Source organism: Arthrobacter paludis (assembly GCF_056782315.1).
Map to the genome: position 1 here is coordinate 103,313 of NZ_JBXAEW010000003.1, position 18,631 is coordinate 121,943.

Below are 18,631 nucleotides of genomic sequence, written 5' to 3' on the forward strand. Positions count from 1 at the left end.
TCCCCGCCGTCAAGCGGGGACCGTAGCGCTGGGATACCAGGACTCGAACCTAGAATGACGGTACCAGAAACCGTAGTGTTGCCAATTACACCATATCCCAAAGGGTCTCGGCCTCCGGAAATCCGGCCTCTCGGCCCGCTTTCCAGCGCCTCAACACGAGTATTTACTTTACACGGCCCCTTCGCGGATTTCAAAACCGGGGGCGTGTGGCGTGCGTCTCCCTCCCAGGAGCTCCGCGACGGCACCCGCCACGGCCGCGAGATCGGCCGCAACGCCCGCCTCGCCGGCGCGCAGCGCGGCCGCGAGGTCCCCGGGCGCGGCGGGCGTGCGCGTGCGGTCGAGCAGGACCGCGGGCAGGCCGGCGCCCCGGGCGCCCGCGACGTCGTTCACCGGGTTGTCCCCCACGTAGAGGGTGCGCGCCGGAACGCTGCCCAGCAGCCGCGCGCCCTCCAAAAACGGTTCCGCGGCGGGCTTGGGGGCGCCGGCGGTGTCGGAGCCCACCACGTGGCCCACCCGGCCCAGGCCCGCGGCGTCGAGCTTGCGGCGCTGGTACTCGGCCACGTTGTTGGAGACCGCACCGTAGGGCACGCCCAGCGCGTCGAGCGCGTCCAGACAGGGGTGGGCGTCCGCGAACGGGGCCCACGCCCCGCGCACGGCCTCCTCGTAGGCGGCGGACCAGGCCTCGGCCTGCCCGTCGTCGAGTTCCGGACCGCCGGCCCCGGAATAGGCGCGGCGCAGCCGGGCGATGCGCTGGCCGGTGAACGTGAGCTCGCCGGCCATGTACCGCTCGTAGTGTCCCCAGCGGTCGCCGACGAATCCCTCGGCCGCGGCCGCGCGCGCCTCGGCGCCGGCGCGGGACAGGTGCCCCGCGCTGAGCGCCTCGAACGCGTCGCGGGCCGCCGTGGCCAGGTCCACGAGCGTGTCGTCGATGTCGAAGAGCACGCCCGTGATCGCGGGGCCGGTCACAGGGACGCCAGGTCCGTCCGGAACGCCCGCAGGCGGGCCAGGGAGGACTCCTTGCCGAGGATCTCCATGGACTCGAACAGGGGCGGGGACACCCGCTTGCCGGAGACGCCGACGCGGACCGGGCCGAAGGCGTGCCGCGGCTTGATGCCGAGCCCGTCGACGAGTGCGTGGCGCAGGACCTCCTCGATCGATGCCGCGGTGAAGTCGGCGAGTTCCGAGAGGACGGCGATCGCGCTGTCCAGGACCTCGTCCGCGTTGCCGGGAAGGCCCTTGAGGGCGTCCGCGGCGACCACGACCTCGTCGTCGGACCGGAAGAGGAACTCGAGCATGTCCGGGGCCTCGCCGAGCAGCGTGATGCGCTCCTGCACGAGCGGGGCGGCCTGCTCCAGGACCTCCAGCTGCCGCGGCGTCGGCTCCTCCCCCACGAGCTGCGCGTGGCGCAGGTACGGAAGGAGGCGCCCGCGGAAGTCGGCCGGGTCCAGCCGGCGCACGTGGGTGCCGTTGATGGCCTCGGCCTTCTTCAGGTCGAAGCGGGCCGGGTTGGAGAGGACATCCGTGACCTCGAAGTGCTTGACCAGCTCGTCGACCGTGAACACGTCCTCGTCCGCGGAGAGGCTCCAGCCCAGCAGCGCCAGGTAGTTGAGCAGCCCCTCGCGGATGAAGCCGCGCTCGCGGTGCAGGAAGAGGCTCGACTCGGGGTCGCGCTTGGAGAGCTTCTTGTTGCCCTGGCCCATGACGTACGGCAGGTGCCCGAACCGCGGCATGTACTTGGCGACGCCGATGTCCAGCAGCGCCCGGTAGAGCGCGATCTGGCGCGGCGTCGAGGAGAGCAGGTCCTCGCCGCGCAGGACGTGCGTGATGCCCATCAGCGCGTCGTCGACGGGGTTGACCAGCGTGTAGAGCGGGCGGCCGTTGGCGCGGACGACGGCGAAGTCGGGCACCGAGCCGGCGCGGAACGTGATCTCGCCGCGGACGAGGTCCGTGAAGACGAGGTCCTCGTCGGGCATCCGGAGCCGCAGCACGGGCTGGCGGCCCTCCGCGCGGTAGGCCTCCACCTGCTCCGGCGTCAGGTCGCGGTCGTGGTTGTCGTAGCCGAGCTTCGGGTCGCGGCCCGCGGCGCGGTGGCGGGCCTCGACCTCCTCCGGCGTGGAAAAGTCCTCGTAGAGATGGCCCGCGTCCTTGAGCCTGGCGATGACGTCCGCGTAGATGTCGCCGCGCTGGGACTGGCGGTAGGGCTCGTGCGGGCCGCCGACGTTGACGCCCTCGTCCCAGGTGATGCCCATCCAGTCGAGGGCGTCGAGGAGCTGGTTGAAGCTCTCCTCGGAGTCGCGCGCGGCGTCCGTGTCCTCGATGCGGAACACGAGCTTGCCGCCCGTGTGCCGGGCGTAGGCCCAGTTGAACAGGGCGGTGCGGATCAGGCCGACGTGCGGCGTCCCCGTCGGGGAGGGGCAGAAGCGCACGCGGACGGGGGTTTCTTCGGTCACCGTGGGGATCGGGGATGAGTCAGTCATGGTGGCCCCGAGTCTACCGGCGGAAGACATTGGCCAGCGTGCCGATGCCCTCGACCTCGACCTCGAACCGCTGGCCCTCGGTCAGGGTCCCGACCCCGGCGGGGGTGCCGGTCAGCAGGATGTCCCCGGGCAGGAGCGTGAACGCCTGGGACGCGAAGGACACGAGGTCGGGCACGCCCCACACGAGGTCGGAGGTGTCTCCGTCCTGGACGGTCTTCCCGTCGAGCCTGCCGGTCACGCGGACGGACTCCGGGTCGAAGTCGGTCTCGATCCACGGCCCGATCGGGCAGGAGCCGTCCCATCCCTTGGCGCGGGCCCACTGGCCGTCGGTGCGCTGCGCGTCGCGGGCGGTGAGGTCGTTGGCGCACGTGTAGCCGAAGACCACGTCGGGGACCTTCTCCGGCGGGACGTCCTTGCAGATGCGGCCGATGACGACGGCGAGCTCGGCCTCGTAGGAGACCTCGTCGGAGAAGGACGGCAGCGTCACCGGCTCCCCCGGCCCCGCCACGGACGTGTTGGGCTTGAGGAACATGAGCGGCGAGGCGGGCACCTCGTTGCCCAGCTCCGCCGCGTGGTCGGCGTAGGTCCGGCCGAAGCACACGACCTTCGACCGCGGGATGATGGGGGCCACGAGGCGGACGTCGTCGAGGGCGTGCCGCTGGCCGGTGGGCTGGACGCCCTGGAAGAACGGGTCTCCGGCGATGGCGGCGACCTCGTCGCCCTCCACGACGCCGTATAGGGGATCGGAGTCAACGACGAATCGTGCAATACGCATGGTGGACAGCCTAATTCACGGCCGGCCCGCCGGTCGCCGCGCGTCCCGCCCGGGGCGCCGCCGCGGTCCCCGCCTCCCGGCTAGGCCAGCCGCGTGAGCCAGCCCCGCGTGTCCTCGACCCTGCCGGTCTGGATGCCCAACAGTTCCTTCCGGATGGACATGGCCACGGAGTCCGGGCCGGGCTCGCCGCAGCCGATGCTGCCGTCCGCGGTCTTGAGCTCGCCGATGGGGGTGATGACGGCGGCGGTGCCGCACGCGAAGACCTCGGACAGGGACCCGTCCGCGGCCGCCTCGCGCCACTCGTCGAGCGTGATCTTGCGCTCCTGCACGTCGAGGCCGCGCTCCCGGGCGAGCTCGAGCACGGACGAGCGGGTCACCCCGTGGAGGATGTTGCCGTTGAGCGCGGGGGTGACGAGCCGGCCGTCGCGGAAGACGAAGAACACGTTCATGCCGCCGAGTTCCTCCACGGCGTCGTCGTTGAACGGATCGAGGAACAGGACCTGCTTGCAGCCCTGGGCCTCCGCCTCCAGCTGCGCGGCCAGGGACGCGGCGTAGTTGCCCCCGCACTTGGCCTCGCCGGTGCCGCCGCGGCCGGCCCGGGCGTAGCTGGTCGACAGCCAGATCGACACGGGCTTCAGCTCGCCGCCGAAGTAGTTTCCGGCGGGCGAGGCGATGACCCGGTACGACACCCGGTGGGACGGGCGGACGCCGAGGAACGCCTCGGTGGCGAACATGAAGGGGCGCAGGTAGAGGGCCTCGCCGTCGCCCGTCGGGACCCAGTCGCGGTCGGCCTCGACGAGCCGGCGCAGGGACTCCACGAACGCGCCCTCGGGCAGTTCGGGCAGCGCCAGCCGCCGGGCGGACGTGTTGAAGCGCGCGGCGTTGGCCTCCGGCCGGAAGGTCCACACGGAGCCGTCGGCGTGGTGGTACGCCTTGAGTCCCTCGAAGATCTCCTGCCCGTAGTGCAGCACGGCCGCGGCGGGATCCATCGGGATCGGGCCGTACGGCTCGATCCGCGCATCGTGCCAGCCCCCGTCGATGCTCCAGTCGACGACGGCGGTGTGGTCCGTGAAGTGGTCGCCGAACCCCGGGTTGGCCAGGATGGCCGCCCGCTCCTGGGCGGACTTGGGCTGGTTCGAGAGCTTCAGGGAGAAATCCATGGTGCCGGCGCACTTTCCTTATCGGGGGACGGCGGCGGCGCGGAGGACCGCGCCGCCGGTGCCCCGGTTACCGGGGCCTAACCAAAGCCTAGGCTACGCCCGCGGCGACGGCGTCGCCGATCTCCGCCGTCGTCCGGGCGCCCGTGCCGCCGCGGCCGGCGAGGTCGGCTTCGACCGCCGCCTCGATGCGGCGCGCCGCCTCGGGCAGGCCGACGTGCTCGAGCAGCAGCGCCCCGGAGAGGATCGCCGCCGTCGGATCCGCCTTCTGCTGGCCCGCGATGTCGGGCGCGGAGCCGTGGACGGGCTCGAACATGCTCGGCGCCGTGCCGTCCATGTTGATGTTGCCGGAGGCGGCGAGGCCGATGCCGCCGGTGACGGCGCCGGCCAGGTCCGTGAGGATGTCGCCGAAGAGGTTGTCCGTGACGATGACGTCGAAACGGGCCGGGTCCGTGGTCATGAAGATGGTCGCGGCGTCGACGTGCATGTAGTCGTGGGTGACCTCGGGGAACTCCGCGGCCACGTCCTCGACCGTGCGGCGCCACAGGTGCCCGGCATGGACGAGCACGTTGTGCTTGTGGACGAGCGTGAGCTTGCGCCGCGGGCGGGCGGCGGCACGGCGGAACGCGTCCCGGACCACCCGGCGGACTCCGTGCGCCGTGTTGACGGAGACCTCGGTGGCGATCTCGTGCTCCGTGCCGACGCGCAGCGCCCCGCCGTTGCCGACGTAGGGCCCTTCGGTGCCTTCGCGGACCACGACGAAGTCGATGTCGCCGGCGTCCGCCAGCGGGCTGGGCACGCCCGGGTAGAGACGGGCGGGACGGAGGTTGACGTAGTGGTCGAGCGTGAAGCGCAGCTTCAGCAGCAGGTCGCGCTCGATGAGGCCCGACGGGATGCGCGCGTCGCCGGGGGCCGCGCCCACGGCGCCGAAGAGGATGGCCTCGTGGCCGCGCAGGCGCTCGAGTGTCGCGTCGGAGAGGGTCTCCCCCGTCTCCAGCCAGTGGGCGGCGCCGAGGGAGTACTCGGTCAGGGACAGGGCGGCGTCGCCGCCCTCCGTGGCGCGGCGCATGACCTTCACGGCCTCCGCGACGACTTCCGGTCCGATGCCGTCCCCGGGGATGACGGCCAGGTCGATCGTTCTGCTCATGCGCCCAGAATAGGCGGGCGTCCGCATGCCGAACAAAGCGGACCGCATCGTGGACGCCCGCCGTCGGGCCCGGTGCCGCGGCCCCGCCCCACGACGGACCGGCGCGCGCCCGCCGCGCTACTCCGCCTCGGGCGCGGGGTGCACCGAGGACTCGGGGACCCACTGCACGTCGCCGTGTTCGACGTTCGCCCCGCGGGCGATGACGAACAGCAGGGCCGACAACCGGTTCATGTAGCGGGCCGCCTCGCGGTTGACGGCCTCGGGGTGGGACTCCACGGCGAGCCAGACGGCCCGCTCGGCCCGCCGCACCACGCCCCGGGCCTGGAAGAGAAGGCTCGCCGTCAGCGTCCCGCCGGGCAGGATGCGGCCGCTCAGGTCGCTGGCCAGGTCGGTGTAGTGCTCGATGGCACGCTCGAGCCGCTCGACGTGCGCAGGGACCACACGCGCGGGGGCCGGTTGCGGCGACGTCAGCGGTTGGCTGAGGTCCGCGAGGACATCGAACAGGTCGTTTTGGACGCTCAGGAGCAGGTCGAGCGTCTCCGGGGCCAGGGACCCAGCGGCCATGACGACGCTGACCGAGGCGCCGGCGGCGTCCACTTCGTCGTAGGCGACGTACCTGACGTCGTTCTTGGACACTTCGCCGTGCCCGCCGAATTGGGTTTGCCCGGTGTCGCCGAAGTAGTCGACGCCGGAGGTGTCGCGGGAGGAAGCGGCCGGGGTTTGGTGGTTCTCGGTCATGCCGTCACTATACTGGCGTCCTACTGGCCCGTAACCACCCACCGCGCGGCCCGTCCGGCCGTGCCGCCAACAGTGAGGCACCATGAGACCACACGCACCGCACATCCCCGACCCGCCGGACAGCGCCCGAATGCCCCTGAAAGAGGGGTGGGCGTCCGTCGACAAGACCGTCTTCGGTGCCGCCACCGGCATCATCGTCGCCGTCCTCATCGCCGGCATCGTCTTCACGGAGGGGCTTGAGGCCTGGTCCGGCAACGTCCTGGCCTGGGTCACCCAAAACGTCGGTTGGCTCTTCGTCCTGACGGCGACGGGTTTCGTGGCCTTCGCACTCATCCTGGCCTTCGGGCGCTACGGCAGCATTCCCCTCTCGCAGGACGGGGAGAAGCCGGAATTCTCGACGATGTCGTGGATCGCCATGATGTTCGCCGCCGGCATGGGGATCGGCCTGATGTTCTTCGGGGTCTACGAGCCGGTGACCCACATGACGAGCCCGCCACCCTTCGTCGAGGCGCAGGCCGGCACCCAGGAGGCCGCACGGCAGTCCATGGCCTACACGCTCTTCCACTGGGCCCTCCACCCCTGGGCCATCTACTCCGTCGTCGGCCTGGCGATCGCGTACTCGACGTTCCGCATGGGCCGGGGAAACCTGATCAGCGCGCCGTTCCAGGGGCTGTTCGGCGCCGAGCGGATCGAGAAGAAGGGATGGGGCAAGCCGATCGACGTGCTCGCCCTCATTTGCACGAAGTTCGGCACGGCCACATCCATGGGCCTCGGCGCGCTGCAGATCGCCTCGGGGCTCGCACTCCTGTCCACCGGGGAGTTCCAGGAGGACCCGGGCAAGGCCCTGCCGATCACCGTGATCAGCGTGCTGACCGTGGCGGTGGTCCTGTCCGCGGCCAGCGGTGTCTCCAAGGGCATCAAGTGGCTCTCCAACACGAACCTCGTCCTGGCCTTCATCCTGATGGTGTTCGTGTTCGTCGTCGGGCCCACGCTCTTCATCCTCGACCTGCTGCCGGCCGCGCTCGGCGCGTACCTCACCGAGCTGGTCCCCATGAGCTTCCACTCGGGCATTTTCGGCGGCGCCGAATGGATGGCCAGCTGGACCGTCTTCTACTGGGCCTGGTGGATTTCGTGGACGCCGTTCGTCGGGACGTTCATCGCACGCATCTCGCAGGGCCGGACCATCCGCGAGTTCGTCGTCGGCGTCCTGCTCGTGCCCTCCACCGCGAGCTTCGTCTGGTTCACCGTGCTCGGCGGCACCGGGATCCGCCTGCAGCTGAACGGCATCGACATCGCCGGCACCGGCGACGAGGCCGCGGGATTCTTCGCCACCCTGCAGAACCTGCCGCTGTTCCCCGTCGCGGCCGGGCTCGTCATGCTCCTCACCTCGATCTTCTTCATCACCAGCGGCGACTCCGGCGCCCTCGTGATGGGCACGCTCTCCTCGCGCGGCAAGGAGCCCTGGCGCCCCATCACGGTCCTCTGGGCCGTGCTGACCGGAACCGTGGCCGGCGTGCTCCTCTGGGTCGGCGGCCTGGGGGCCCTGCAGACGTTCACGATCATCGCGGCCAGCCCGTTCGTGGTGATCATCATCCTGTTGTGCGTGGGACTCTACGCGGACCTTCGCCGGGACCCCTTGCGCCAACGCCGGGTGGGCGCGGTCCGGCCCACCGTCCGGGTTCCCGAGACGGCGCCGTTCGCGGTCCCCGCGGAGGACCCCGACGGCGGCCGCGGCGACCGGCCGGACGCCGGCTAGGGGCGCCACCTCCGGCCGAAACAGACGAGGGGCCCGCGACGTGCGTCGCGGGCCCCTCGTGCGTGTTCGCCGCCTCCGGCCTAGGCCTCGGTCGGCTCCTCGAAGCGGGGGAAGATCGGCCGCGGAGCCGGAAGCGGCGTCCCGGACTCGAGCGGCGTGTCGAAGGCCCCGAAGGCGCGGGCGGCGCCCTCCGGCTGGCCGAGGACGTCCAGCAGCGACTCGGCCGAATCCGGCATGACCGGCTGGACCAGCAGGGCGACGCGGCGCAGCACCTCGAGCGTCGTGTAGAGCACGGTCTCCATCCGCTCCGGGTCCGTCTTGCGCAGGACCCACGGCTGCTGCTCGGCGAAGTAGGCGTTCGTGTCGCCGAGGACGGTCCAGATGGCCTCGAGGGCCCGGGAGAACTCCTGGCGCGAGTACGCGTCGCGGTTGGCCTCGAGCAGCCCCGCCGCCGCGTCGAGCAGTGCCCGGTCGGCCTCCGTGAACGCGCCGGGCCGCGGCACGGCCCCGCCGCAGTTCTTGGCGACCATCGACAGCGACCGCTGGGCCAGGTTGCCGAGGTTGTTCGCCAGGTCGGCGTTCATGCGCCCGACGATGGCCTCGTGGCTGTAGTTGCCGTCGGCGCCGAACGGGACCTCGCGGAGCAGGAAGAAGCGCATCTGGTCCAGGCCGTAGGCGGCGACCCAGTCCGACGGCGCCACGACGTTGCCCAGCGACTTGGACATCTTGACGCCGTTGTTGTGCAGGTGGCCGTGGATCATGACGCGGCGCGGCAGCTCCAGCCCGGCCGACATCAGGAACGCCGGCCAGTAGATGGCGTGGAAGCGTGAGATGTCCTTGCCGATGACGTGCACGTCCGCCGGCCAGTAGCGGGAGAACTCCTCGGAATCCGTGTTCGGGAACCCGGCGCCGGTGAGGTAGTTGGTCAGCGCGTCGACCCAGACGTACATGACGTGCCGGTCGTTGCCCGGCACGGGGACGCCCCAGTCGAACGTGGTGCGGGAGATCGACAGGTCCTCCAGCCCGCGCTCGACGAAGCGGATGACCTCGTTGAAGCGCGAGCGGGGCGCCCCGAAGTCGGGCTGCTCCGCGTAGAGGGCGAGCAGCTTGCCCTGGTAGGCGGAGAGCCGGAAGAAGTAGGACTCCTCCTCCGTCCAGGTGACCTCCGTGTCGGTCTCCTTGGCGTAGCGGACGCCGTCCGCGCGCAGCTCCGTCTCGTCCTCGTGGTAGTAGGCCTCGTCGCGGACGGAGTACCAGCCCGCGTACTTGTCGAGGTAGATGTCCCCGTTGGCCTCCATGCGCCGCCAGATGGCCTGGACGGCCTCGTGGTGGTCGGCGTCGGTGGTGCGGATGAACCGGTCGTAGCTGATGCCCAGCTCGTCCTGCGTGGCCTGGAAGACGTCGGAGTTCCGCTGGGCCAGTTCGCGGGGACTGAGACCCTCCTGCTGGGCGGTCTGCAGCATCTTCTGCCCGTGCTCGTCCGTACCGGTCAGGAACAGGACGTCGAAGCCGTCCAGCCGCTTGAACCGCGCCATCGCGTCCGTGGCAATGAACTCGTAGGCGTGGCCGATGTGCGGCCGCCCGTTCGGGTACGAGATGGCGGTCGTGATGTAGTACGGGGTCGGGTCCTGCGTTGAAGTCACCCTAGAAATCTACCGTACGCGCGGGGGGCGGACCGCCGTGTGGCGGGCCGCCCCCCGGACGCGCTGGCGGGTCAGGCCTCGAGGTCGACCTCCCGGGCGACCGTCGCGCCCACGGTCTCGGCGATCTCGGCCAGGATGCCCGCGGGCAGGGCGGCGTCGATGGAGAGGACGGCCAGGGCCTCGCCGTGTTCGGCGAGGCGGGCGACCTGCATGCCGGCGATATTCACGCCGCGGCCGCCCAGGATGTTGCCGAGCGAGCCGATGACGCCGGGACGGTCCTGGTAGCGCAGCACGATCAGGTGCTCGGGGATCGGGATCTCGATCTCGTAGCCGTTGATGCCGACCAGCTTCTCGATCTGCTTCGGGCCGGTCAGCGTGCCGGCGACGGAGAGCTGGGTGCCGTCGGACAGGGCGCCGCGCAGCGTCAGCACGTTGCGGAACTCCGGCGACTCCGCGGTGGTGACCAGGCGGGCGACGACGCCGCGCTGCTCGGCGAGCACCGGCGCGTTGACATAGGAGACCTGCTCGGAGACGACGTCCATGAACACGCCCTTCAGGGCGGCGAGCTCGAGGGCCTTGACGTCGAGCTCGGCGATCTCGCCCGCGACCTCGATGTCGATCGAGGTCAGCGAGTCGTGCGTCAGCGCCGTGAAGATCCGGCCCAGCTTCTCCATCAGCGGGATGCCCGGCCGGACGCTCGGGTCGATCACGCCGCCCGCGACGTTCACGGCGTCCGGGACCAGCTCGCCGGCCAGGGCCAGGCGCACGGACTTGGCCACGGAGATGCCGGCCTTCTCCTGCGCCTCGTTGGTCGAGGCGCCCAGGTGCGGGGTGACGGTGACGTTCTCGAAGTCGAAGAACGGCAGGTCGGTGGACGGCTCGGACTCGAAGACGTCGATCCCGGCGCCGGCGATCGCCCCCTCGCGCAGGGCCTCGTAGAGCGCCTTCTCGTCGACCAGGCCGCCGCGGGCGACGTTGACGACGTACGCGCTGTCCTTCATCTTCGCGAACGCGTCGGCCCCGAGCATGCCCACGGTCTCCGGGGTCTTCGGCATGTGGATCGTGATGAAGTCGGCGGTGGCCAGCAGCTCGTCGAGCTCGAGCAGCCGCACGCCCAGCTGCTGGGCGCGGGCGGGGGTCACGTAGGGGTCGAAGGCGACGACGTCCATGCCGAAGCCCTGCAGGCGCTGCGCGACGAGGGCGCCGATGCGACCGAGGCCGATGATGCCGGCCGTCTTCTCGAACAGCTCGACGCCCGAGTACTTGGAGCGCTTCCACTCCCCCGACTTCAGCGATGCGTTGGCGGCCGGGATCCGGCGGGCCAGCGAGACGATGTGCCCGACGGTCAGCTCGGCGGCGGAGATGATGTTGGACGTCGGCGCGTTCACGACCATCACGCCGGCCTGCGTGGCCGCCTTGATGTCCACGTTGTCCAGGCCGACGCCCGCCCGCGCAATGACCTTGAGGTTCTTGGCCGCGGCGATGGCCTCGGCATCCACCTTCGTCGCGGAGCGGACGAGGATGGCGTCGACGTCCGCGATGGAGGCGAGCAGGTCGGAACGGTCCGCCCCGTTGGCCTGGCGGATCTCGAAGTCCGGCCCCAGGGCGTCGACGGTGGCGGGGGACAACTCTTCGGCGAGGAGAACGACGGGCTTGGCGGCTGGCACGGAGGGGGCACCTTTACTCTTCGAGGGGCGGTGGGCCGGGCCCGGGCGACGCCGGGCCCGGTGGCCACATTACCGGCCCGGGCCAAGCCCCCGCCCGGTTCCGCCCGCTTGTGACGCCGCGCACCGCTGTGATTCCGGTTACTCCACGGGGGCGGCGGCGCGCCACGACGACGGCGGCGCCCGCCCCGGACGAGCCGGTGCGGGCGCCGCGTGGGGGGCCGTGGTGCCTAGCGCGCCACGGAGCCCTCGGTGTAGTCGTCGTTGGCGGCGACCCAGCTGAACATCTTGCGCAGCTCGCGGCCGGTGGCCTCGATCGGGTGGTCCTCGCCCTTCTTGCGCAGCTCCAGGAACTCCTTCCCGCCGTTGGCCTGGTCGTCCATGAAGCGCTTGGCGAACGCGCCCGACTGGACGTCGGCGAGCACCGCCTTCATGTTCTCCTTCACCTCGGGGGTGATGACGCGCGGGCCGGAGACGTAGTCGCCGTACTCGGCCGTGTCGGAGACCGACCAGCGCTGCTTGGCGATGCCGCCCTCCCACATCAGGTCCACGATCAGCTTGAGCTCGTGCAGGACCTCGAAGTAGGCGATCTCCGGCTTGTAGCCGGCCTCGGTCAGGGTCTCGAAGCCGTACTGGATCAGCTGGGAGGCGCCACCGCAGAGGACGGCCTGCTCGCCGAAGAGGTCCGTCTCGGTCTCCTCGGTGAAGGTCGTCTCGATGACGCCCGCGCGGGTGCCGCCGATCGCCTTCGCGTAGGACAGGGCCAGCTCCTTGGCCTTGCCGCTGTGGTCCTGCTCGACTGCGATCAGGTCCGGGATGCCGCGGCCGGCCTCGAACTCGCGGCGCACCGTGTGGCCCGGGGCCTTCGGCGCGACGAGCGCGACGTCCACGTTCGCCGGCGGCTGGATGAAGCCGAAGCGGATGTTGAAGCCGTGGCCGAAGAACAGGGCGTTGCCCTCCTCCAGCTTGTCGGCGATCGACTCGGCGTAGACCTTCGCCTGGACCTGGTCCGGGGTGAGGATCATGATCACGTCGGCCTCGGCCGCGGCCTCGGCCACCGAGACGACCCGCAGGCCCTCGGCCTCGGCTTTGGCGCGGGACTTGGAGCCCTCGGCCAGGCCGACGCGGACGTCGACGCCCGAGTCGCGCAGGTTCAGGGAGTGGGCGTGGCCCTGGGAGCCGTAGCCGATGACGGCGACCTTGCGGCCCTGGATGATCGACAGGTCGGCGTCGTCGTCGTAGTACAGTTCGGTCACTTTCGTTTACTCCTTCGTGGGGGCGGGTGGTAGCTCAGGCGGAGCGCAGCGCGCGGTCCGACATGGACTTCGAGCCCCGGCCGACGGCCAGGGTCCCGGATTGGACGATCTCGCGGACGCCGAACGGCTCCAGGACGGCCAGCAGCGCACTGAGCTTGCCGGCGGTCCCGGTCGCCTCGATGATCAGGGAATCGGTGGACACGTCCACCACCGAGGCGCGGAACAGGTCGGCTGCCTGGGTCACCTGCAGCCGGGTCGCGGCGTCCGCCCGCACCTTGACCAGGATGTGGTCGCGCTGCACGGACGAGTCGGGGGTCAGTTCGACGATCTTGATGACGTTGATGAGCTTGTTGAGCTGCTTGGTGACCTGCTCGAGCAGGTCGCCCTCGGCGTCGACGACGACGGTGACGCGGGAGATCCCGTCGACCTCCGTCGGTCCGACGGCCAGGGAGTGGATGTTGAACGCGCGCCGCGCGAACAGGCCGGCGACGCGGGTCAGGACGCCGGGGACGTCCTCGACCAGCACGGAAAGGGTGTGGCGGGCCATGGCCTAGTCCTCCTGTTCCCAGTCCGGGGTCATGCCCCGGGCGATCTGGATGGCGTCGTTGCTGACGCCGGCGGGCACCATCGGCCACACCATCGCGTCGCGGCTGACCACGAAGTCGATCACGACCGGCCGGTCGTTGATCTCCAGGGCCTTCGCGATCGTGGCGTCGATGTCCTCGTCCCGTTCGCAGCGCAGGCCGACGCAGCCGTAGGCGTCCGCGAGCTTGACGAAGTCCGGGATGCGCGCGGTCTCGTGGCCGGTGTGCAGGTCGGTGTTCGAGTAGCGCCCGTCGTAGAAGAGCGTCTGCCACTGGCGCACCATGCCCAGCGAGGAGTTGTTGATCACGGCGACCTTGATCGGGATGTTGTTGATCGCGCAGGTGGCCAGCTCCTGGTTGGTCATCTGGAAGCAGCCGTCGCCGTCGATCGCCCAGACGACGCGGTCGGGGTTGCCGACCTTCGCGCCCATGGCCGCCGGCACCGAGTACCCCATCGTGCCGAGGCCGCCGGAGTTGAGCCAGGCCCGCGGTCGCTCGTACTTCACGAACTGGGCGGCCCACATCTGGTGCTGGCCGACGCCCGCGACGTAGACGCCCTCGGGTCCGGTCAGCGCACCGATGCGCTCGATGACGTGCTGCGGCGCGGAGAGCCCGTCGTTGGTCGGCGTATAGCCGATCGGGTAGGTCTCCATGAGGCGGCGGAGCATGGACCACCAGGCGTCGAGCGCCGGGCGGCCGTCCTCGTCGAACCGGGTGCGGCAGGCCGCGGCCAGCTCCGGGATGATCTCCTTGACGGAACCGACGATCGGGATGTCGGCGACCCGGTTCTTGGAGATCTCCGCCGGGTCGATGTCCGCGTGGATGACCTTCGCGTGCGGGGCGAAGGACGAGAGCACGCCGGTGACCCGGTCGTCGAAGCGCGCCCCGAGCGTGATCAGCAGGTCGGCCTGCTGCAGCGCGGTCACGGCGGAGACGGAGCCGTGCATGCCCGGCATGCCCACGTGCTGCGGGTGCGAGTCCGGGAACACGCCCCGCGCCTGGAGGGTGGTGACGACGGGCGCGCCGACCAGTTCCGCCAGCTCGAGCAGCTCGGGGGACGCGTCCGCCTTGAGGACGCCGCCGCCCACGTAGAGGACCGGGCGCTGGGCGCCCGCGATCAGCTTGGCGGCTTCGCGGACCTGCTTGGCGTGGCCGCGCACGACGGTCTTGTAGCCGGGCAGGTCGATCCGCGGGGGCCAGGCGAACGACATGCTGGACTGCTGGGCGTCCTTGGTGATGTCCACCAGGACCGGCCCGGGCCGGCCCGTCGCGGCGATGTGGAACGCCTCGGCCATGGTGCGCGGGATGTCCTCGGCGCGCGTGACCAGGAACGAGTGCTTGGTGATCGGCATCGTGATGCCGACGATGTCCGCCTCCTGGAAGGCGTCGGAGCCGATCGCCGCGCTGCTCACCTGGCCGGTGATGGCGACCATCGGCACGGAGTCCATGTGCGCGTCGGCAATGGCGGTCACGAGGTTGGTCGCGCCGGGGCCCGACGTGGCGATGCACACGCCGACCTCCCCGGTGACCATCGCGTAGCCCTGGGCCGCGTGGCCTGCGCCCTGTTCGTGGCGGACCAAGACGTGGTTGATCTTGGTCGAGTCCATGAGCGGGTCGTAGGTGGGGAGGATGGCCCCGCCCGGCAACCCGAAGACGTCGGTGACGCCCAATTCTTCCAGCGAGCGGACGATGGCTTGTGAGCCAGTCATCTCCGTGGGTGCAACGGTGTTGTTCGGGCCCTGCACGGCGCCCGACGCATCCACGGCGGAAGAGACAGGAGGCGCATCCTTGGAGCGGCCGGCGGCCTTGGCCACCAGCGACGGACTGATGGGTGTTCCCTCACTCATCGGATTCATCCTTCTCTTCTCGGTGTTCTGCGCATGAAAAAACCCCTCTGGCCTTGCGGCAGCAGCGGGGTTTGGCGCGTCACCTGTCCAGCCAATCGGCGGCCTAGGCCACGCGCTTGGTAACTCGTAGGACGGTGGTGCGGTTGCGCATGCGCCCAGTCTCCCCGCCGCGCCGCAACCCTGTCAAATGGCGGACGCCGCGTCTCAGTATACGGACACCTGGTCCGGTGGGCGGACGGCGCCGGCGCCGCCGTCGAACACCCGCTGGGGGCGCGACGGCGGCACCGGGGCGCCTAGCCGCAGTAGGCGCCGACGCTGGCCGACTTGACCAGCTTCGAGTACTTCGCCAGGACGCCGCTGGTGTACCGGGCGGGCAGCGGCTCCCAGCCGGCCTTGCGCTGCTCGAGCTCCGCCTCGTCCACGAGCAGGTCGAACGTCCGGGCGGCGATGTCGACACGGATCCGGTCGCCGTCGCGGACGAACGCGATGGGGCCGCCGTCGACGGCCTCCGGGGCGACGTGGCCGATGCACAGCCCGGTCGTGCCGCCCGAGAAGCGGCCGTCGGTCAGCAGCAGGACGTCCTTGCCGAGGCCCGCCCCCTTGATGGCGCCCGTGATCGCGAGCATCTCGCGCATGCCCGGGCCGCCCTTGGGGCCCTCGTAGCGGATGACGACGACGTCGCCGGCCTGGATCCCGCCGGCGTCCAGCGCGTCCAGTGCGCCCTGTTCGCGCTCGAAGACGCGGGCCGTGCCCTCGAAGACGTCCGCGTCGAAGCCGGCGGACTTCACGACGGCCCCCTCGGGCGCGAGCGAACCGTGCAGGATGGTCACGCCGCCGGTGCGGTGGATCGGGTTGTCGAGCGTGCGGAGCACCTGGCCGTCGAGCGCGGGAGGGTTGAGCTCCGCCAGGTTCTCGGCGACGGTCTTGCCCGTCACCGTGAGGCAGTCGCCGTGCAGCAGGCCCGCGTCGAGCAGGGCCTTCATGACCACGGGGACGCCCCCGATCTTGTCCAGGTCGAACATGACATGCTTGCCGAAGGGCTTCATGTCGGCCAGGTGCGGGACCTTGTCGCCGATCCGGTTGAAGTCGTCCAGGGTCAGCTCGACCTCCGCCTCGCGGGCGATCGCCAGCAGGTGCAGCACGGCGTTGGTGGAGCCGCCGAACGCCATCGTCACCGCGATGGCGTTCTCGAAGGCCTCGCGGGTCATGATGTCGCGGGCCCGGATGCCCTTGCGCAGCAGGTTCACGACCGCCTCGCCGGACTTGCGCGCGAACGCGTCGCGGCGGCGGTCGGCCGACGGCGGCGCCGCGGACCCGGGCAGGGACATCCCGAGGGCCTCGCCGATCGAGGCCATGGTGTTGGCGGTGTACATCCCGCCGCAGGCGCCCTCGCCCGGGCAGATCGCCCGCTCGATGGCATCCAGGTCCTCGGCGCTCATGGTTCCCGCCGCGCAGGCCCCGACGGCCTCGAACGCGTCGATGAGCGTGACTTCCTTCTCCGTCCCGTCGGACATCCTGGCGAAGCCGGGCATGATCGTGCCGGCGTAGAGGAACACCGACGAGAGGTTCAGGCGCGCCGCGGCCATCAGCATGCCGGGCAGCGACTTGTCGCAGCCGGCCAGCAGGACCGAGCCGTCCAGGCGCTCGGCCATCATCACCGTCTCGACGGAATCGGCGATGACCTCGCGGGAAACCAGAGAGAAGTGCATGCCCTCGTGGCCCATCGAGATGCCGTCGGAGACGGAGATGGTGCCGAACTGCATCGGGTAGCCGCCGCCGGAGTGGACCCCCTCCTTCGCCCCTTGGGCCAGGCGGTTCAGGGACAGGTTGCAGGGGGTGATCTCGTTCCAGGAGCTGGCGATGCCGATCTGCGGCTTCGAGAAGTCCTCGTCGTGCATGCCCACGGCGCGCAGCATGCCGCGCGACGGCGCGGCGTGGATGCCGTCCGTGACGGCGCGGCTGCGGGGCTTGATGTCTGGGGTGGAATCCTGGCTCATGCACGCGATTCTATGGCCGTGCGGCGGGGCCGCCGGAACGCGTGACCGGCGTGTGACGCACCCGGTCGGCGCGGCACCGCGCGCCTATGCTGGAGGCATGGCCACAGCCCCGCACGCCGCCGACCACGACGACGCCGCACTGAAGGCGCACCTGCACCGCGCCTTCGACGGCCAGATCCCCAACTTCGGCAGCTACAACCTCGTCTATGCGGCCGGGCGCGCGGGGGCCGGCGGCGAGTTCGTCCTCGGGTTCCGCCGGCAGCCCCTCGAGCTCGTCATCGCGCCGCTGCACCCGGCCACGCTGGCCGCCCTCTCCCCCGCCGTCTCCGTGAACCTCACGAACCTCAGCCACCTGGCCCAGGTCCGCGAGGGAGGGCACGAGGTCGGCACCAGCACCGGCCGCGTCTACCGGTTCGACGTGGCCGACGAGCCGCTGGTCGACGCACCGTCGGCGGTCACCAGCGCGCCGCGCGGCCGAATCCGGCTCCACCAGGCGCCGGACGCGGCGGAATTCCGGGAGTTCATGGACGAATTCATGACCCATGTCGACGCCTTCGGCAGCGCCGCGGCGGAGGGCGACGCGACCACCGCGGTGTGACATGCCTCGCAGGGAGGCCTTTCGATTTGTCTCGCCCCGCCGCCGCTGGTAATGTTCTTACTCGTTGCGAAGACGACGGAACGGGAAACCGGACGGTCGCGGAGCAGGCGCCTCTAGCTCAACTGGCAGAGCAATTGACTCTTAATCAATGGGTTCCGGGTTCGAGTCCCGGGGGGCGCACCAACACGAAGGAGGCCGGCCATAGGGTCGGCCTCCTTTGTCGTATCCACCACCCTCCCAACCACCCTTCCGACCCAGGAGCAAGGACATGGCAGACACGGCACAGCGGCTCACCCCCGGCGACAAGGCCCCCGCGTTCACGCTGCCCGACGCGGACGGCAACCAGGTCTCCCTGGCGGACTTCGCCGGGGAGAACACCATCGTGTACTTCTACCCGGCCGCCTCCACCCCCGGGTGCACGAAGCAGGCCTGCGACTTCCGCGACAGCCTGGAGGCCCTGCAGGCGGCCGGCTACCGCGTCGTCGGCGTCTCCCCCGACCAGCCGGCCAAGCTCGCGTCCTTCAGCGAAAAGGAGGGACTGACCTTCCCGCTGCTCTCCGATGCCGACCACGCGGTCGCCGAGGCCTATGGCGCGTGGGGCGAGAAGAAGAACTACGGGCGCACGTACGAGGGCCTGATCCGCTCGACGGTCGTCGTCGGACCGGAGGGCGACGTCGTCCTGGCCCAGTACAACGTGCGCGCCACCGGCCACGTCGCGAAGCTCCGCCGCGACCTGAAGCTGGCCGCGGCCTAGGCACCCGGCCCGGGCCCGTCCGGTAGACTGGCCCGGGCCCTGACACACCCCTGTGCGGCCCCGGCGAGCGTGGCGAAATTGGCAGACGCGCTGGATTTAGGTTCCAGTGTCTTCGGACGTGGGGGTTCAAGTCCCCCCGCTCGCACCATCGGCTCCGGCCGCCGCGGCGGCCCGCCGCCGGAGGCCCGCGGCGGACCGCGGGCCGGCCACCCCCAGGAGCAAGTCGAGGTGAACGACC

15 protein-coding genes and 3 tRNA genes are annotated in these 18,631 nt (G+C 70.8%); 5 read left to right on the forward strand and 13 right to left on the reverse strand.

The window, feature by feature from the left end; all coding sequences use genetic code 11:
* Positions 1-28: 28 nt before the first annotated feature.
* The 7 genes from AC1Q5D_RS03290 to AC1Q5D_RS03320 form a co-directional block, all read right to left on the reverse strand.
* Positions 29-100 (reverse strand) — tRNA-Gln (locus tag AC1Q5D_RS03290).
* Positions 101-168: 68 nt separating this feature from the next.
* Positions 169-966 carry an HAD family hydrolase gene (locus AC1Q5D_RS03295; RefSeq protein WP_481737140.1) on the reverse strand — a complete coding sequence of 266 codons (798 nt, stop codon included), beginning with the start codon at positions 964-966 and terminating at the stop codon, positions 169-171.
* The gene (gene gltX, locus AC1Q5D_RS03300; protein WP_481737141.1) at positions 963-2,477 is read right to left on the reverse strand and encodes a glutamate--tRNA ligase; all 1,515 of its coding nucleotides are present in this window, start codon (positions 2,475-2,477) and stop codon (positions 963-965) included. Before gltX ends, AC1Q5D_RS03295 begins: the two co-directional genes overlap by 4 nt.
* Before the next feature lie 13 nt (positions 2,478-2,490).
* The gene (locus AC1Q5D_RS03305) at positions 2,491-3,252 is read right to left on the reverse strand and encodes a fumarylacetoacetate hydrolase family protein (protein ID WP_481737142.1); all 762 of its coding nucleotides are present in this window, start codon (positions 3,250-3,252) and stop codon (positions 2,491-2,493) included.
* Between the two features lie 80 nt (positions 3,253-3,332).
* Complete coding sequence (locus AC1Q5D_RS03310) at positions 3,333-4,412, reverse strand: branched-chain amino acid aminotransferase (protein WP_481737143.1); 1,080 nt, start codon at positions 4,410-4,412, stop codon at positions 3,333-3,335.
* A gap of 88 nt (positions 4,413-4,500) precedes the next feature.
* Complete coding sequence (locus AC1Q5D_RS03315) at positions 4,501-5,556, reverse strand: 3-isopropylmalate dehydrogenase (protein ID WP_481737144.1); 1,056 nt, start codon at positions 5,554-5,556, stop codon at positions 4,501-4,503.
* A gap of 117 nt (positions 5,557-5,673) precedes the next feature.
* Positions 5,674-6,294: a cob(I)yrinic acid a,c-diamide adenosyltransferase gene (locus AC1Q5D_RS03320; protein ID WP_481737145.1), complete on the reverse strand. Its 621-nt coding sequence runs from the start codon at positions 6,292-6,294 to the stop codon at positions 5,674-5,676.
* Between the two features lie 82 nt (positions 6,295-6,376).
* Between AC1Q5D_RS03320 and AC1Q5D_RS03325 the strand changes: the two genes are divergently transcribed.
* Positions 6,377-8,050, forward strand: a complete 1,674-nt coding sequence (locus AC1Q5D_RS03325; protein ID WP_481737146.1) for a BCCT family transporter — start codon at positions 6,377-6,379, stop codon at positions 8,048-8,050.
* Positions 8,051-8,130: 80 nt separating this feature from the next.
* Here the strand turns inward: AC1Q5D_RS03325 and metG are convergent, their stop codons facing one another.
* The 6 genes from metG to ilvD form a co-directional block, all read right to left on the reverse strand.
* Positions 8,131-9,693: a methionine--tRNA ligase gene (metG, locus tag AC1Q5D_RS03330; RefSeq protein WP_481737147.1), complete on the reverse strand. Its 1,563-nt coding sequence runs from the start codon at positions 9,691-9,693 to the stop codon at positions 8,131-8,133.
* Positions 9,694-9,764: 71 nt separating this feature from the next.
* Positions 9,765-11,360, reverse strand: a complete 1,596-nt coding sequence (gene serA / locus AC1Q5D_RS03335; protein WP_481737148.1) for a phosphoglycerate dehydrogenase — start codon at positions 11,358-11,360, stop codon at positions 9,765-9,767.
* Positions 11,361-11,587: 227 nt separating this feature from the next.
* Complete coding sequence (ilvC, locus tag AC1Q5D_RS03340) at positions 11,588-12,613, reverse strand: ketol-acid reductoisomerase (protein WP_481737149.1); 1,026 nt, start codon at positions 12,611-12,613, stop codon at positions 11,588-11,590.
* 34 nt (positions 12,614-12,647) lie between these two features.
* Positions 12,648-13,160, reverse strand: coding sequence for an acetolactate synthase small subunit (gene ilvN, locus AC1Q5D_RS03345; protein ID WP_481737150.1), 513 nt, complete (start codon positions 13,158-13,160; stop codon positions 12,648-12,650).
* A gap of 3 nt (positions 13,161-13,163) precedes the next feature.
* Entirely contained in the window at positions 13,164-15,044 is a 1,881-nt protein-coding gene (locus tag AC1Q5D_RS03350) for an acetolactate synthase large subunit (protein WP_481737151.1), read from the reverse strand.
* A 293-nt stretch (positions 15,045-15,337) separates the two neighbouring features.
* Entirely contained in the window at positions 15,338-17,041 is a 1,704-nt protein-coding gene (gene ilvD / locus AC1Q5D_RS03355) for a dihydroxy-acid dehydratase (RefSeq protein ID WP_481737152.1), read from the reverse strand.
* Between the two features lie 97 nt (positions 17,042-17,138).
* Between ilvD and AC1Q5D_RS03360 the strand changes: the two genes are divergently transcribed.
* The 4 genes from AC1Q5D_RS03360 (at position 17,139) to AC1Q5D_RS03375 (ending at position 18,541) form a co-directional block, all read left to right on the forward strand.
* A complete protein-coding gene (locus AC1Q5D_RS03360; RefSeq protein WP_481737153.1) occupies positions 17,139-17,639 on the forward strand; it encodes a hypothetical protein in 501 nt (166 codons plus the stop codon).
* A 107-nt stretch (positions 17,640-17,746) separates the two neighbouring features.
* Positions 17,747-17,822 (forward strand) — tRNA-Lys (locus AC1Q5D_RS03365).
* Positions 17,823-17,907: 85 nt separating this feature from the next.
* Entirely contained in the window at positions 17,908-18,393 is a 486-nt protein-coding gene (gene bcp, locus AC1Q5D_RS03370; protein WP_481737154.1) for a thioredoxin-dependent thiol peroxidase, read from the forward strand.
* Between the two features lie 63 nt (positions 18,394-18,456).
* Positions 18,457-18,541 (forward strand) — tRNA-Leu (locus AC1Q5D_RS03375).
* The last annotated feature ends 90 nt before the right edge of the window (positions 18,542-18,631 follow it).

Excerpts from the sequence above, each read along its gene's own strand:
- gltX (WP_481737141.1), bottom strand. The coding sequence starts at position 2,477 with ATGACTGACTCATCCCCGATCCCCACGGTGACCGAAGAAACCCCCGTC.
- AC1Q5D_RS03305 (WP_481737142.1), bottom strand. The coding sequence starts at position 3,252 with ATGCGTATTGCACGATTCGTCGTTGACTCCGATCCCCTATACGGCGTC.
- AC1Q5D_RS03310 (WP_481737143.1), bottom strand. The coding sequence starts at position 4,412 with ATGGATTTCTCCCTGAAGCTCTCGAACCAGCCCAAGTCCGCCCAGGAG.
- AC1Q5D_RS03315 (WP_481737144.1), bottom strand. The coding sequence starts at position 5,556 with ATGAGCAGAACGATCGACCTGGCCGTCATCCCCGGGGACGGCATCGGA.
- AC1Q5D_RS03320 (WP_481737145.1), bottom strand. The coding sequence starts at position 6,294 with ATGACCGAGAACCACCAAACCCCGGCCGCTTCCTCCCGCGACACCTCC.
- AC1Q5D_RS03325 (WP_481737146.1), top strand. The coding sequence starts at position 6,377 with ATGAGACCACACGCACCGCACATCCCCGACCCGCCGGACAGCGCCCGA.
- ilvN (WP_481737150.1), bottom strand. The coding sequence starts at position 13,160 with ATGGCCCGCCACACCCTTTCCGTGCTGGTCGAGGACGTCCCCGGCGTC.
- AC1Q5D_RS03350 (WP_481737151.1), bottom strand. The coding sequence starts at position 15,044 with ATGAGTGAGGGAACACCCATCAGTCCGTCGCTGGTGGCCAAGGCCGCC.
- ilvD (WP_481737152.1), bottom strand. The coding sequence starts at position 17,041 with ATGAGCCAGGATTCCACCCCAGACATCAAGCCCCGCAGCCGCGCCGTC.
- AC1Q5D_RS03360 (WP_481737153.1), top strand. The coding sequence starts at position 17,139 with ATGGCCACAGCCCCGCACGCCGCCGACCACGACGACGCCGCACTGAAG.
- bcp (WP_481737154.1), top strand. The coding sequence starts at position 17,908 with ATGGCAGACACGGCACAGCGGCTCACCCCCGGCGACAAGGCCCCCGCG.